Raw genomic sequence first — 14,258 nt, 5'->3', positions numbered from 1 at the left:
GATATGTTCAACGAAATCTTCATCGCTCCGTTCGCAGACATGATCGCGGCCCCGGACTTTTTGCTGCAGGTGCTGTGGGAGGGGCTGGTCTCGGGCATCTTATATGCGCTGATCGCGCTGGGATTTGTTCTGATCTTTCGGTCCAGCCGCATCTTCAACTTTGCGCAGGGCATCATGGTGGTGTTTGCCGCTTTGACCCTTGTTGGCCTTCACGCGATGGGCGTGCCTGCGTGGATCTGCCTGCTGCTGACGCTTGGAGTGATGTATATTCTGGCAGCGGCCATCGAACGCATCGTTCTGAGGCCGCTTGTCGGGCAGCCGGACATTATCCTGTTCATGGCGACCATCGGGATCACCCTGTTCCTGATCGGACTGGGTGAGATCATTTTTGGCGGCGAAAACAAGGTGATGATCACAAGCGAGTTGGGCATTCCAACCGGATCCTGGACGCTGGAACCCTTTGGTGGCCTGCTGATCCTTGAGCAGAAAGATGTGACAGCGGTTGTTGTGGCGGGTTTGCTGGTGGTGGGCCTGTTGGCATTCCTGAACGGCACGCGCATGGGCCGGGCCATCCGGGCGCTGGGGGACGATTCACAGGCCGCGCTCTCGGTTGGTATCTCACCACAGACGATCTGGGTTCTGGTCTGGTTCATCGCAGGCATCATCGCTTTGGTCACGGGCATCGCCTGGGGTGCGCGGGCGGGGGTGTCGTTTGCGCTTGAGGTGATTGCCTACAAGGCGCTGCCGGTGCTGATGCTGGGCGGGCTGGAGAGCATTACCGGCGCGATCATCGGTGGCCTGATGATCGGCGTGCTGGAAAAGCTGTTCGAGATCTACTGGGGTCAGCCCCTGTTGGGCGGCAATACCGAAACGTGGTTCGCCTTTGTCTTTGCTCTGATTGTGCTGTTGTTCCGCCCGCAGGGCCTGTTCGGAGAAAAAATCATCGAAAGGGTCTAGGGCGGCGCGGTGCGCGCTGCCAACCCGTTCCATCCTGACCATACTTGCGGATGCTGACCGCAGACCCAAAGGAAACCAACTGATGTTTTACAAGATCGCAGGGCAATTCAAGACCTCTTACAGCTCGGATCAATCCCTGTTTCCGATCCGGCAGGACGCGGTTCTGCTGGCCATTGTGTTGCTCTGCGCCTGGGTCGTGTTTCCGCTGTTGGCCAGTGAATTCGCACTGCAGACCCTGTTGATCCCGATCCTGATCTATTCGCTGGCTGCGCTGGGGCTGAACATCCTGACCGGCTATGCGGGGCAGCTGAGCCTTGGGACGGCTGCTTTCATGGGTGTAGGCGCTTATGCCTGTTACAAGATGATCACCCTGATGCCGTGGATGAACCCGATTTTTGCGATCCTGCTGTCGGGTGTGTTTAGTGCCGGTGTCGGCGTGATGTTTGGCATCCCAAGCTTGCGCATCAAAGGGTTCTATCTGGCAATTGCCACGCTGGCGGCGCAGTTCTTTCTGGTCTGGCTGTTTGAAAAATGGGGCTGGCTTTACAACTACAACGCCTCGGGCGCGATTCAGGTGCCGAATCTGGATGTCTTTGGCGTCTTTGTCGCCGGGCCGCAGGCCGCATCCGTGGTGCAATATTATGTGGTCCTTGGCATCGTGACGCTGATCACCATCGTGGCGATCAACCTGACACGGGGCAAGCTGGGGCGAACGTGGAAAGCAACCCGTGACATGGACTTTGCCGCCGAACTGATCGGCATCAACCTGATGAAATCCAAGCTGACGGCCTTTGCCGTTTCCTCATACATCGTGGGTGTTGCCGGCGCCCTGTTCGTCTTCATGTGGCGCGGTGCGGCTGAACCCAACCTGTTCGACATCCCGCTTAGCTTTCGCATTCTGTTCATCGCGATTATTGGCGGATTAGGGTCTATTCTGGGCAATTATCTGGGGGCGATTCTGATCGTCGGGCTGCCGGTTGTGCTGAACACCGTGCCATCGGCGCTGGGAATTCACATCAGCTCGGCCACTGTGGAACACCTCAACATCATGATCGTCGGATCGCTGATCGTGTTTTTCCTGATCATCGAACCGCACGGGCTGGCCCGGTTATGGGGATTGATACGTGAAAAACTGCTCACATGGCCGTTCCCGCACTGACCAAGGACGAAAAGACATCTGAACAATCAATGGGAGGAAACTTGATGAAACATTTTGCCAAACTTGCCGCGGTGTCGCTAGCCGCGGCGCTGACCGCAGGGGCTGCGGCGGCTGAAATCTATGCGCCCAATCTCAGCTATCGAACGGGGCCTTTTGCGGCTACGGGTATTCCGCTCATGAATGGGCAGCGCGACTATTTCATCATGCTGAACGAGCGCGATGGCGGCATCGGCGGCGTGCCCATCAATTTTGAGGAATGCGAGACCGGATACTCCACCGAAAAAGGTGTGGAATGCTATGAAAAGACCAAAGGCTCGGCAGTGGTGACGCAGCCCTGGTCGACGGGGATCACCCTTCAGGTGCTGCCAAAAACCAATGTGGACAAGATCCCGATCCTTGCGCCGGGCTACGGGTTCTCGCCGATGGCTGATGGCAAAGTGTTCCAGTGGGCCTTTAATGCGCCCGGATCGTACTGGGATGCGGCATCCATGATCCTGAACTATGTCTCGGACGGCGATCTGAGCAATCTGAATGGCAAGAAGGTCGCCTTCCTGCATCTTGATCACCCCTACGGCAAAGAACCTATCCCCTTCTATGAGGCGCAAGCCGCCGAGCATGGGTTCGAGTTCCTGCCAATCCCGGTGGGTTTGAAAGAGATGCAGAACCAGTCGGCACAATGGTTGCAGATCCGCCGCGAACGCCCGGACTATGTGATCATGTGGGGTTGGGGCGCGATGAATGCGGGCGCCATCACCGAGGCGGTCAAAACCAAGTACCCGATGGATCAGTTTATCGGTGTCTGGTGGTCCGGGCATGATGCTGACCTGAAACTGGTTGGCGATCAGGGCAAGGGGTACAAGTCGATCAGCTACTCGCGCCCCGTTCTGGACGCGCCTGTTCTAGCGGACATCAAGAAACATGTCGTTGACACAGGTCAGACCAAGTCGAACGAAGAAGAGATGCAGGGCGTATTCTACAATCGCGGTCTGGTTATCTCGATGATCCTGGCCGAGGGTATCAAGGCCGCGCAGGATCATTTCGGCACCGGTGAAATCAATGCCGAACAGCTGCGCTGGGGTCTTGAGAACCTCGACATCAGCGACGCGCGTCTGGAAGAGCTGGGGATGACCGGCATGGTTGCGCCGTTCAGCACATCCTGTAGCGATCACACCGGGCATTCAGGCGGCTGGATTCTGGAATGGGACGGCAGCCAGTTCGTTCAGGCATCTGATCACCTGACCCCGGATCGCGCATCGATCGAGCCACTCGAAAAGGAAAAGGCAGCGGCCTACGCCGCAGAGAATGCGCCTTGGCCGATCAACGAGGATTGCTCGTAAACCCTAAAAGCTCTCCCGGCGGGATGTCCGCCGGGAGGTTTGTTTCAGAAAAAGAAAGGCGGACGGATGCTGGACGCCGGCAAGACGCAGGACACCCTGCTTGAGGTCAACAATATCGAGGTGATCTACAACCACGTGATCCTCGTGCTGAAAGGCGTCAGCCTTTCGGTGCCCAAGGGTGGGATCACCGCTTTGCTAGGCGGCAACGGGGCGGGAAAGACCACCACGCTCAAGGCGGTGTCGAACCTGCTGCAGTCCGAACGGGGTGAGGTCACAAAGGGCACGATCGAATATCGCGGTCAGAGCATTCACGACAAGAACCCAGCCGAGCTGGTGCAGAAAGGCGTCATTCAGGTGATGGAAGGCCGCCATTGTTTCGAACACCTCACGGTCGAGGAAAACCTGTTGACCGGGGCCTATACCCGCAAGGACGGAAAGGCAGCGATCCAGCAGGATCTGGAGCTTGTTTACACTTATTTTCCTCGTCTCAAAGAACGCCGCAAAAGCCAGGCGGGTTATACCTCGGGCGGGGAACAGCAAATGTTGGCGATGGGCCGGGCGCTGATGTCGCGACCTGAAACCATCCTGCTGGACGAACCGTCGATGGGTCTGGCCCCGCAGTTGGTCGAAGAGATCTTTGGCATTGTCAAAGACCTGAATGAGAAAGAAGGCGTGTCCTTTCTGCTGGCGGAACAAAATACCAATGTGGCGCTGAGGTTCGCGCATTACGGTTATATTCTTGAATCCGGTCGCGTCGTGATGGATGGCCCTGCCGCCGAGCTGCGCGAAAACCCGGATGTTAAAGAGTTTTACCTCGGCATGTCCGACGAAGGCCGCAAAAGCTTTCGCGACGTGCGCTCGTACCGTCGCCGCAAACGGTGGCTGTAAGCGGATGGAGGATCTTTCGATGACCAAATTCTATGATACGCTCGAAACCCGCTCGGCCGATGAACGCGCCGCCAATCACTCCAGTGCGCTGCAGGTTCAACTTGAACGGGCCATGGCCGCGCCCGGCTTTGCCGCACATCTGGCGGGGGTCGAGACCGGCAATATCACATCGGTCGAAGATCTGGTGAAACTGCCGGTGCTGCGCAAGGCCGATCTGATCAAGGCGCAGGCCTCGCGCCCGCCCTTTGGCGGATTTACTGTCAAACCGGCGCGGCATTTTCACCATGTCTTTCAATCTCCGGGCCCGATTTACGAACCCGGCAGCACCGATCACGACTGGTGGCGCATGGGCCGCTTCCTGCACGCTGCAGGCGTTGGGCCGGGCGACATTGTGCAGAACTGCTTTGGCTATCACCTGACCCCGGCGGGCATGATCTTTGAAAACGGCGCACGCGCGGTTGGGGCCGCCGTGCTGCCTGCGGGAACCGGGCAGACCGAATTGCAGGTCACCGCTGCGCGGGACGTTGGCTGTACGGCTTACGCAGGGACACCGGATTATCTGAAGGTGATTCTGGACAAGGCCGAAGAAATGGGCGTCACGCTTGGCTTTTCCAAGGCGGTTGTTGGCGGTGGAGCGCTGTTTCCCAGCTTGCGACAGGACTATGCGGATCGCGGCATCGCCTGCCTGCAATGTTACGCCACCGCCGATCTGGGCAATATCGCTTATGAAAGCCCGGCGATGGAGGGGATGATCATCGATGAACATGTCATCGTCGAGATTGTGACCCCCGGCACCGGAACACCCGTGGCCCCCGGTGAGGTGGGCGAGGTCGTGGTGACGTCGCTGAACCCCGATTATCCACTGATCCGTTTTGCCACCGGCGATCTCTCGGCGATAATGCCCGGGCAGTCCCCCTGCGGCCGTACCAACCTGCGGATCAAGGGATGGATGGGACGCGCGGATCAGACCACCAAGATCAAGGGCATGTTCGTGCGCCCTGAACAGGTCGCTGCGCTGGTCGACAAACATGCCGAGATCGTCAAAGCGCGGGTCATCGCAGCCCGTCAGGGCGAGATGGATACGATGACCGTGCAGATCGAAAGCGCCGGTGGTGATGACATGGCCTATGCGAAATCAGTGATCGAAGTGCTGAAACTGAAAGGCGTGATCGAGGTTGTGACCCCCGGTTCCCTGCCCAAGGACGGATTGGTCATCGAGGATCAGCGCGTTTACGACTAAGGCCCGTGCAGCACATGACCCAGATTTGTTGACCGGCCCACTGGTGTTTCCGAGCGTTTTGGTCGAATAAAGGCAAATCGCTTGGGATCGTCAGGTAAGAACCCGGTACATGGCCGAAGTCGAATACGCAGAACACGGAACCCGCAATCGCGGCGCATTGGGCACTCGTCTGGTGGGCGGGATATCCTATGCGGTGGCCGCTGCCTGTCTTTTGCCGATGGTTGCGGTGGTTCTGGCGGCAATCACCGGTGGAACTGACACGATCACCCACCTGATATCGACGGTTCTGCCGAAATACACGCAGACGACGCTGGTGTTGGTCGTGCTGGTGTCCATCGGCACGTTTTCCATCGGCGTCGGAGCCGCTTGGCTGGTGACGATGACTCGCTTCCCCGGCGTGCGACTGTTGGAGATCGCTCTGGTCCTGCCGCTGGCCTTCCCGGCCTATGTGCTGGCCTATGCCTATACCTTCATCCTTGATCACCCCGGCATCGTGCAGGCCACCCTGCGCGAGGTGATGGGATGGGGACCGCGAGACTATTGGTTCCCGCAAATCCGTTCGACTGGCGGGGCGGCGGTGATGCTGATTTTGGTGCTGTACCCGTATGTCTATCTGCTGGCACGGGCTGCGTTCCTGCAACAAAGCGCCACTGCTTTTCTGGCCGCGCGTGCTTTGGGGGATGGCCCGTGGGCGGCCTTCTGGCGGGTGTCACTGCCGATGGCGCGCCCCGCGATTGCCGGTGGCGTCTTGCTTGCGGTGATGGAAACCATCGCGGATTTCGGCACAGTTGCCTATTTCGGGGTGCAAACATTTGCCACGGGTATCTACACCAGTTGGTTTTCCATGGCCGACCGCGCCGCAGCGGCGCAACTGGCGCTGTGTTTGCTTGGTTTCGCCCTGATCATGGCCGTGGCCGAACGGACGCAGCGCGGCAGGGCAAAATACTATCAATCCGGTAAACGGCATGAGGGGATGGGCAGCGCGCGGCTGACAGGCTGGCGGGCTGCTGCGGCTTTTACGCTTTGCATTGTGCCAGTTCTGTTCGGGTTCCTGTTGCCAGTCGTGATCCTTGTGCAGATGGGGCTGGAGTCGGAACAAAACCTGCTGTCCCGCCGTTATGTCGGGTTTGTGCAGAACTCTCTGATCCTTGCGGGAACCGCTGCCGTCGTCACGGTCTGCGCCGCGATCAGCGTCGGGTTCTTTCAGCGTCTCAGGCCCGGGCGTGGTTCGAACATGGCAGCCTATCTGGCGCGGTTGGGATACGCGGTTCCGGGCGGGGTGATTGCCGTGGGTCTGATCGTGCCCTTTGCCGGATTTGACAACGCGCTGGATGCGTGGATGCGCAAGACCTTCGATATATCGACCGGTCTGCTGGTCACAGGGTCAATCTGGCTGTTGGTCGCCGCCTACATGGTGCGCTTTCTGGCCGCCGCGCTCAGCGCTTATGAGGGTGGGCAGAGCACGGTACATAGCAATATGGACGCCGCTGCGCGGTCTTTGGGCCAGACGCCGCTGGGCACGTTGCGCCGGGTGCATCTGCCGATCCTGACACCGTCGCTGCTGACTGCGCTGTTGATCGTCTTTGTCGATGTGATGAAGGAATTGCCCGCGACGCTGATCATGCGCCCGTTCAATTTCGACACTCTGGCGGTACAGGCATACAGGCTGGCCTCGGACGAACGGCTTGAAGGCGCGGCGGTGCCGTCGCTGGTCATTCTGGCGGTGGGATTGCTGCCGGTGATCCTGATCTGTCGGCAGGTCGGGCGCCGGTAACACAGATTCAAAAATACCACACCGGATTTCACCGGGCTTGATTCAAAAGCGATTTCCGGCAAGGCTGGGCGTATGAACATGCAGCCTCCCAGCCGCTTTCCATCTCAGTCGGCGCAGATGCCGGTGGCCTTTGACCGGCGCGAGATGTCTCATATCCTATCCGTATATGGCCGGATGGTCGCCGCCGGGGAATGGCGCGACTATGGTATTTCGAACCTGCGGGACATGGCGGTTTTTTCCATCTTCCGACGTACAGCAGAACATCCGATCTATCGCGTGGAAAAACACCCGCGCCTGCGATTGCGGCAAGGGATGTATTCGGTCGTCGGCATGGATGGCCGCATTCTGAAACGCGGCCATGACCTGCGGGCGGTATTGCGGGTTCTTGAGCGCAAGCTGATCCGGGCTGTTGACCCGGATTAGAGCCTTTTGTGGGCTGTAACCGACCCGTCCCCGTGTTTCGCAATCCGCGCGATGGCCTGATCCAACGGCTCAAACGCAACGGCCATGTGATAGGCGTTGGCGTGCAGCAACAGGTTGTCGCCCGCGACCCAGGCGACATGGCCTTTCCAGAATAGCAAATCGCCACGTTCTGCAGGTGTTCCGCTTGGCAAGGCCTCGCCCAACGCAAGCTCTTGATCGCCGCTGTCACCAGGGCAGGCGGCGCCACAGGCCAGCAAACCAGCCTGCACAAGACCTGAACAATCCAGCCCGAACCGGCTGTTGCCGCCCCATAGGTAGGGCGTGCCCAGAAACTGCTCGGCCACGGCGACCGGGTCGTTCAGGCGGGTATAGGCCGGAACGGTGTGGACGCGGGGGATAAACCCCAGCTCAGTTTCCAGAAATCCATCCTGTTCCGACAGCGCCCGTATCTTGCTGCCCAGACTCAGAGATGCAAGGTCGGGGCTTTTCATATCCGGCTGTTCATAGGCATGGGTTGCCGGGGCCAGAACCCAGTGGGTCTGCGGCGACAAATCGCCAAGCTGGTCCGACGCGACCCAGCCCTGGTACCGGTCCTTGTCTGAGGCAATATGGCTCCACCCGTCATTCTCTTCTGCGACGGTTACGGTATCGCCATACAGCAACTGCCGTTCACGGGGGCCGTCGGGGCTCCGCAACAGGTTAACAACAGGGCGAACGACGCGCTTTTGGGTCATAGGCCAAGCATCTCGGGCAAGGCTGTCAGCAATGCACGTGGTCCTTGACCCAGACCACCCTTGCTACGCCCGGGTTCTTTACTGCGCTGCCACGAATAGATGTCGAAATGCAGATAGCGGCTGTTCCCGATAAAGCGGCGCAGGAACAGGGCGGCGGTGATCGACCCCGCAAACCCGCCTGCGGGTGCGTTATCCAGATCAGCGATTCCGGGTTCGATCATGGCCTCGTAAGGCGTGTGATACGGCAGACGCCAGACCGGATCGGCGGCCCTGTGTCCTGCACGGTGCACCGAGTCCGCAGCCCTATCGTCGGTGGCGTAGAACGGAGCAAGGTCAGGGCCCAGCGCAACCCGCGCAGCCCCGGTCAGGGTCGCCATCGAAATCAACAGATCAGGCGCGTCCTCGTCGGCCAGAGCCAGCGCATCGGCCAGAACCAGCCGCCCCTCGGCGTCTGTATTGTTGATTTCAACCGTTAGCCCGTTGCGCGCGGTCAGGATGTCTCCGGGCCGGAATGCATTTCCTGCGACCGCGTTTTCGACCGCCGGGATCAGCACCCGCAGCTGTAAAGGCAGCTTCAGCGCCATGATCATATGCGCAAGTCCCAGCACATTGGCCGCCCCGCCCATGTCCTTTTTCATCAGGCCCATGGCGGCAGCTGGTTTCAGGTCAAGCCCGCCCGTGTCGAAACAGACCCCTTTGCCAACCAAGGTCAGTCTTGGCCCGCTTGTGCCCCATTTCATCTCGATCAGTCGCGGGGCCTGTTCTGCGGCGCGACCCACTGCGTGGATCATTGGAAAGTTGCGATCAAGCAACGCATCTCCAAGAATTACATCGCAGGTTGCACCGAATGCCTGCGCAAGACTTTCAGTGGCTGCCTGCAATTGCGCAGGACCCATGTCGGATGCGGGCGTGTTGACCAGATCGCGGGTCAGAGCTTCGGCATTGGCCATGGCTTCGATGCGGGCGACATCCACACCTTCTGGCGCGACAAGAGCGGCGTTGGCAGGCGATTGCTGCGCGTAACGGTCAAAGCCATAGCCTGTCATCAGCCAGCCAAAACACTCCATATCGCGCGCGGCATCCGGCAGACCCGATGCAATGCGATAGGTGCCTTTGGGTAAAGCCTCGGCAGCGGCTGCCAGTGGGAACCGCTTGCGCGCGCGCTTGGCGGCGGTCCCGTATCCGGCAATCGCGCGGTCCGGGGTTCCATCGGACCCCGGTAGCAGCAGCGCCTGCCCCAGTGCCCCGGTGAACCCGTTTGCCGCAACCCAAGCGGCAAGGTGATCAGGCTGATCCGCCAGCCACCCCTCGAGATCGGGTTGCGCAATGACATCAAGCGCAATCGTTTGGTCATCCGGCGATGCAAAGGATAGGGTCATGGCATTCCTAGTCCGTTCAATTTGCGCCAAGATTATCCGCCCACGATCTGCCCGCAACCCCTGTCAGACTGTCAGATCCTGCTGATCCCAGACTGCGGCCAATGACCGCTCACCCACACGGATCAACCGGCCGAGCGTAGCACCTGTTGCAACGGCATCCCCAGCGTCGATTGTCAGAGCGACATCGCCAGCCACGCGGGCCAGGGCGGTCATTCCGATCTGATCCGAAATCGCAACCAGCGACCGCGCGCATTTGCGCAGCCCTGCCCAGTCGCGCTGACGCCAGTATCGTTCGCAGTTCGACAGCCGCACGGCCAGTTCTTCAATCGTTCGGCACAGCACGTCCATGGCGTTTTTGTCGCCCAATTGCCGATAAAGCCCGTTCACCCGATCCGGGTCCAACCGCACGGATTCCTTTTGTTCCAGCGTGATTATCTTATCCACCACATTCACCCTAATATTTCCGCCCCCACGGCGTATCTCGAAAATGCGGTCGAACCCTTTTCATTTCCTTGCACTTGCCCGGGATAATGCCGCGAATTTAGTTAGAATTTGGACCGCGCGGGCCGAGGCTACGGCTGTTCGTGGCCTGAACCCATTGATTTGGGACGCAACTGCTGCCAAATAACGCCGGGAAACGCGGTGGACAGAAAAGGACAGGACCATGCCGATTACAACCGATGAACTGGCCGCTGCCAGAACTGCCTGGGGCGAAGGTCTGGTCGCAATTTCGAAAGCCTACGAGGACGGCGGCATCGATGCGGCGCGCGGTGTGGCCGAAAACGTGCTGGACGCGGCTTATGGCTATACCCTCGGCCCGGTCCTATTCAAACCTACCATGGCTTCCGGGGATCAGACCTTTCGCCCGACCAGCCACGGTGCGCTTGCCTATTTCGTCGGCCACGACACCGAATTCCCGCGCGATGGCGGTTTCGGGATCAAAGGCTGGCGGTCGATGGAAAGCGTTACCGCAGCAAGTTTTGTCGAAGGCGACGTTGCCATGTGGATGGGGTCGGTCATGCTGACGGACAAAGACGGCCAGGTCACGCAGGTCGACAAAAGCTTTGGCTACAAGAAAGACGACAAAGGTGTTCTGCGCATCGTGCTGCACCATTCCTCGATCCCTTATCAACCTTAACAACAGGGCTGATTTCAGCCTGTCTGAATTGCAGTTTTCAGCCGGCGTGTGGATCAGCCCTCTGATTCCGCGCCGTTTTTTGGTATGAAGGCCTCATTGTCACCGGATTCGGAGAATGACCTATGAGGTTCGTCAAACGCATTTTTCTTTTCCTGATTGTTCTGGTTCTTGTGCTGGTCGGGGTATCCTATCTGCTGCCCGGCAAGGCCGAAGTTTCGCGCAGCATTACCATCGATGCCCCGGCAGCAGCGATATTTCCCTATGTGAATTCGATGCAAGAGACCGAGAAATGGTCGCCCTGGCTGTCGCGCGATCCTGAGACCAAGCTGTCTTATTCCGGCCCCGAGGCAGGCGTCGGCAATACCCTGAACTGGAGTTCCGAGCACCCGCAGGTCGGGACCGGATCGCAGGAAATTGTCGAAAGCACCGATGACCAGATGGTGAAAACCGCACTTGATTTCGGCCCGATGGGTACCGCCTCGGCGTCATTCGTTCTGCAATCCGAAGGGTCGGCGACGCAGGTTACATGGGGGTTCGAATCCGATCTTGGTTTGAACCCGATGTCGCGCTGGATGGGTCTAATGATGGATGGATGGGTCGGCGGCGACTATGAGCGTGGGTTGGAAAATCTGAAAACGCTGGTCGAAGGTCAGGGATGATTTGCGGCAACCGATGGCATGCGGCGATATCACTGCGGTTTTGTGCTAGGATAAAGCTGATTTCTGTCGGCAACATATGAGGTCTGCTCTGCATAAACGTTGGGTAAAGCTTCGCTATTTCCTAATCGTCTTGTTTCCGATTTGCGTGTTTGCGATCTACTTGGTCATTCAGCGCCACATGATCACGGCAAATATGGAGGTTCCGGTGGCCATTCTGCGCGATGGGCCGAACTGGCTGGAATCGGTGGGACGGTTTCGGTTCCTGGCGGCGGCGTGGTTCTTTATCGCTCTGGCCCTGTTGCCCGCAGCCGTTCTGGCCCGCAATCTGGCCCGTCCGCTTGAGCGCGAGACGAAAATTGCCTCGGTCGCCACGGTTCTGGTGATCTTTCTGCTGGCGCTGTTGCCGACGATTCAGCAGTTCATCACGGGCGAACCACCGCGCGTCTATCATCAGGTCGGCAAGGATGTCTTTGAAACCGCGCTGTCCCGAGGCACCTTACCGGGATGTGAAACGCCGGAGGACGGTTGGCTGCTAGGGCAGTGCGGTGACAACCCGGTCTTTTCCCTGTTCCGGCGCATTCTTGATTTGATTAACGCGCTGGCGGGTCTTGCCATCGGATCCTTGATCGTCGGAATGATCCTGTGCCTGGCCAAAGGTGAAGAGAGCGATATCGAAAAGACATCCAAGGAGCTGTCCGGAAACCTGCGGCAAACCCGCTATCAACTGTATATGTCCAGCGTGATCCTGACTTTCGGCATGTTCTTTGCCGCCAGCTGGATGCATTGGCCGATGCCTTTAGTTGCCGAAGAGGACAAGGCCGCCTATGGCGCGCTGGTCTCGGCCTCGGCATTGTTTACAGGCACGTATTTCTGCCTGCTGATGTTAAGCTATTTCCTGCCCGTGGCCGTAATCCTGGAAAGCCGGGTCCGGACCCTTGCCGATATGGCCAGCCGGGCCGAAGGCGAAGACGCGTTTGATCTTGAAGAATGGCGTTCGTCTCATGGCCTGTCCGAGGGGGCAGGTAGTATCCTACGCGCAGGACTGGCGCTGGCGGCCCCCATTCTGGCAGCTTTCTCTGGGGGAATTTCACCGATCACCGGCTAGTGTGCCAATGGTGTTGCGTGTGTTAGGGCGGGTTCTTGTAAAACCTCAAATCACCGAAATCAGCGCATTCGCCGCGCCGACAAAACCAGCCACCGCCACGGCGCTTGCCAATACGATGCAACAAATTTCCAATGCGCTGAGTTTCATTTTTTGCCCCTCACCAGACTGCTGCGCCGGGGATAAAACAACTCGGGGACGGGGCAAACAGGGTATTTGTTTACGGTGCGGAAACCCGCTGCGCGGACGGCACGTATTCGCTCAGCTTGATATCTAGAACCATGTTTCGAGAGGATACGACCCAGATTGAGACTTGACCTGTAGCCTTGCTGCATCACTGCGACAGGTGGCGCTGTGTGCGAAACAATAAAACGGAAAACGCCATGATTGGCGACCCATTCGAAACAATGATGCATGTAGGGAAATCATGGTGCCAGGAGAGGACTCTACTTTTCAATGTAAGAGTCTGGTAAATAACCATTAATCTCAATGTGGTTTTCCTCGATACCCCAAACGATACCCCCAGGCACACATTTATTAGGAGGTTCGAGTGCAGAACGATGACCCACATTCGGGCCATTTCGGATCCTAAAGAAACATACAAGAACCTCGTCAGATCGGCAATCTATAGATATTCTTGATGAACCTGGAACCGGGCAACCGCAACCGGGGCATCGCGATGCTCCTTATCAAAGGAGTTATCGTGATGAGGATACTATCGAAGAAGGCGCTCAAAGAGTTGGTTTTGTATTCGCCCCAACACATCGCCAGATTGGAGAAAGCAGGCAAATTCCCCAAGCGGGTAAAGCTGGGCTCGAACCGGGTGGGATGGGTTGAAAGTGAAGTGCTGGATTGGCTTGAAGAGCGTCTCCGTGATCGAGAGTAACCACTGATGCTCCAATTTGGAGCAGGGCGGCTCGGACGTGCCTAGTTCGGGTCGCCGTCGGCCCAGAGCTGCCATTGGCCAAGAACCATCATCGCAGCATTGCGGCCCGTATTGCTGTCATTCGCTGCGGGCGCGAAATTTATGAGGGTTCGACCTTACAGATATCAGGAATTACCCGACTCTGAAAAACTAACGAAACTCTGGCACAATTATTAGGTTACAAGAGACGCACATGCTTTGAAAACGTGTGCCTCATACTTTTCTTCCAGATCCCTCATTCCACGTTGGGCATGTTAGCCGATCAAGACCTCTAGAGTGGTAGTGGCACTTTCCCCGATTTCGACACCCCTCTGTCAATTCCGTCAAGAACCTTGGGTTGGCAATTAGATCACGACAGAGGCCAACTTCAACATTGCTTGGTACATCCCCTAGAAAGGTCGAAAGCCGACCTGAAATGATAAAGCGCTGCTCTGGAAATCTTTTCGCGATCTCTGTCCGTCGTCAGGGATTTTGGGACAGATGTCGGCCTGAGCTAAGAGAGGATCTGGCGCATCTGGTTGGATTGATTATGCGGCGGATTTG

The 14,258-nt window shown here is 58.1% G+C and carries 14 protein-coding genes; 11 read left to right on the top strand and 3 right to left on the bottom strand.

The genetic code is table 11. The features are described from left to right. Positions 1 to 3: 3 nt before the first annotated feature. The 7 genes from ACR0FG_RS16780 (at position 4) to ACR0FG_RS16750 (ending at position 7,778) form a co-directional block, all read left to right on the top strand. Positions 4 to 957, top strand: coding sequence for a branched-chain amino acid ABC transporter permease (locus tag ACR0FG_RS16780; protein WP_480894153.1), 954 nt, complete (start codon positions 4 to 6; stop codon positions 955 to 957). Between the two features lie 82 nt (positions 958 to 1,039). Beyond that, positions 1,040 to 2,116 (top strand): branched-chain amino acid ABC transporter permease, encoded by a 1,077-nt coding sequence (locus tag ACR0FG_RS16775; RefSeq protein WP_480894152.1) that lies wholly within the window; start codon positions 1,040 to 1,042, stop codon positions 2,114 to 2,116. Between the two features lie 44 nt (positions 2,117 to 2,160). Further along, positions 2,161 to 3,453, top strand: a complete 1,293-nt coding sequence (locus tag ACR0FG_RS16770) for an ABC transporter substrate-binding protein (RefSeq protein WP_480894151.1) — start codon at positions 2,161 to 2,163, stop codon at positions 3,451 to 3,453. A 66-nt stretch (positions 3,454 to 3,519) separates the two neighbouring features. Beyond that, complete coding sequence (locus tag ACR0FG_RS16765) at positions 3,520 to 4,341, top strand: ABC transporter ATP-binding protein (protein ID WP_170711238.1); 822 nt, start codon at positions 3,520 to 3,522, stop codon at positions 4,339 to 4,341. Positions 4,342 to 4,360: 19 nt separating this feature from the next. Further along, positions 4,361 to 5,581 (top strand): phenylacetate--CoA ligase family protein, encoded by a 1,221-nt coding sequence (locus tag ACR0FG_RS16760; RefSeq protein WP_480894149.1) that lies wholly within the window; start codon positions 4,361 to 4,363, stop codon positions 5,579 to 5,581. Between the two features lie 109 nt (positions 5,582 to 5,690). After that, positions 5,691 to 7,355 (top strand): ABC transporter permease, encoded by a 1,665-nt coding sequence (locus ACR0FG_RS16755; RefSeq protein WP_480894148.1) that lies wholly within the window; start codon positions 5,691 to 5,693, stop codon positions 7,353 to 7,355. A gap of 72 nt (positions 7,356 to 7,427) precedes the next feature. Further along, the gene (locus ACR0FG_RS16750) at positions 7,428 to 7,778 is read left to right on the top strand and encodes a DUF2794 domain-containing protein (protein WP_170711241.1); all 351 of its coding nucleotides are present in this window, start codon (positions 7,428 to 7,430) and stop codon (positions 7,776 to 7,778) included. On the opposite strand, the gene ACR0FG_RS16745 is transcribed toward ACR0FG_RS16750, so the two are convergent. The 3 genes from ACR0FG_RS16745 to ACR0FG_RS16735 all read right to left on the bottom strand — a co-directional run bounded on the left by ACR0FG_RS16745 (position 7,775) and on the right by ACR0FG_RS16735 (position 10,344). Continuing rightward, complete coding sequence (locus ACR0FG_RS16745) at positions 7,775 to 8,512, bottom strand: C40 family peptidase (RefSeq protein WP_480894147.1); 738 nt, start codon at positions 8,510 to 8,512, stop codon at positions 7,775 to 7,777. The genes ACR0FG_RS16750 and ACR0FG_RS16745 overlap by 4 nt on opposite strands. Continuing rightward, complete coding sequence (locus ACR0FG_RS16740) at positions 8,509 to 9,891, bottom strand: leucyl aminopeptidase family protein (RefSeq protein WP_480894146.1); 1,383 nt, start codon at positions 9,889 to 9,891, stop codon at positions 8,509 to 8,511. Before ACR0FG_RS16740 ends, ACR0FG_RS16745 begins: the two co-directional genes overlap by 4 nt. A 63-nt stretch (positions 9,892 to 9,954) precedes the next feature. After that, the gene (locus tag ACR0FG_RS16735) at positions 9,955 to 10,344 is read right to left on the bottom strand and encodes a hypothetical protein (RefSeq protein WP_480894145.1); all 390 of its coding nucleotides are present in this window, start codon (positions 10,342 to 10,344) and stop codon (positions 9,955 to 9,957) included. A 211-nt stretch (positions 10,345 to 10,555) separates the two neighbouring features. Here ACR0FG_RS16735 and ACR0FG_RS16730 point away from each other — a divergent pair, with 211 nt between their 5' ends. The 4 genes from ACR0FG_RS16730 (at position 10,556) to ACR0FG_RS16715 (ending at position 13,676) form a co-directional block, all read left to right on the top strand. Further along, positions 10,556 to 11,029 carry a phosphoribosyl-AMP cyclohydrolase gene (locus ACR0FG_RS16730; RefSeq protein ID WP_480894144.1) on the top strand — a complete coding sequence of 158 codons (474 nt, stop codon included), beginning with the start codon at positions 10,556 to 10,558 and terminating at the stop codon, positions 11,027 to 11,029. Between the two features lie 122 nt (positions 11,030 to 11,151). Beyond that, positions 11,152 to 11,688 carry an SRPBCC family protein gene (locus ACR0FG_RS16725; protein ID WP_480894143.1) on the top strand — a complete coding sequence of 179 codons (537 nt, stop codon included), beginning with the start codon at positions 11,152 to 11,154 and terminating at the stop codon, positions 11,686 to 11,688. Positions 11,689 to 11,866: 178 nt separating this feature from the next. After that, entirely contained in the window at positions 11,867 to 12,793 is a 927-nt protein-coding gene (locus ACR0FG_RS16720; protein ID WP_480894142.1) for a hypothetical protein, read from the top strand. A gap of 637 nt (positions 12,794 to 13,430) precedes the next feature. Next, positions 13,431 to 13,676 (top strand): helix-turn-helix transcriptional regulator, encoded by a 246-nt coding sequence (locus tag ACR0FG_RS16715; RefSeq protein WP_480894141.1) that lies wholly within the window; start codon positions 13,431 to 13,433, stop codon positions 13,674 to 13,676. Positions 13,677 to 14,258: the final 582 nt, after the last annotated feature.

This window comes from Ruegeria sp. E1, from assembly GCF_056534225.1.
Note: the sequence above shows the minus strand (reverse complement) of the source record. Positions and strands in the feature narration are given on the sequence as shown.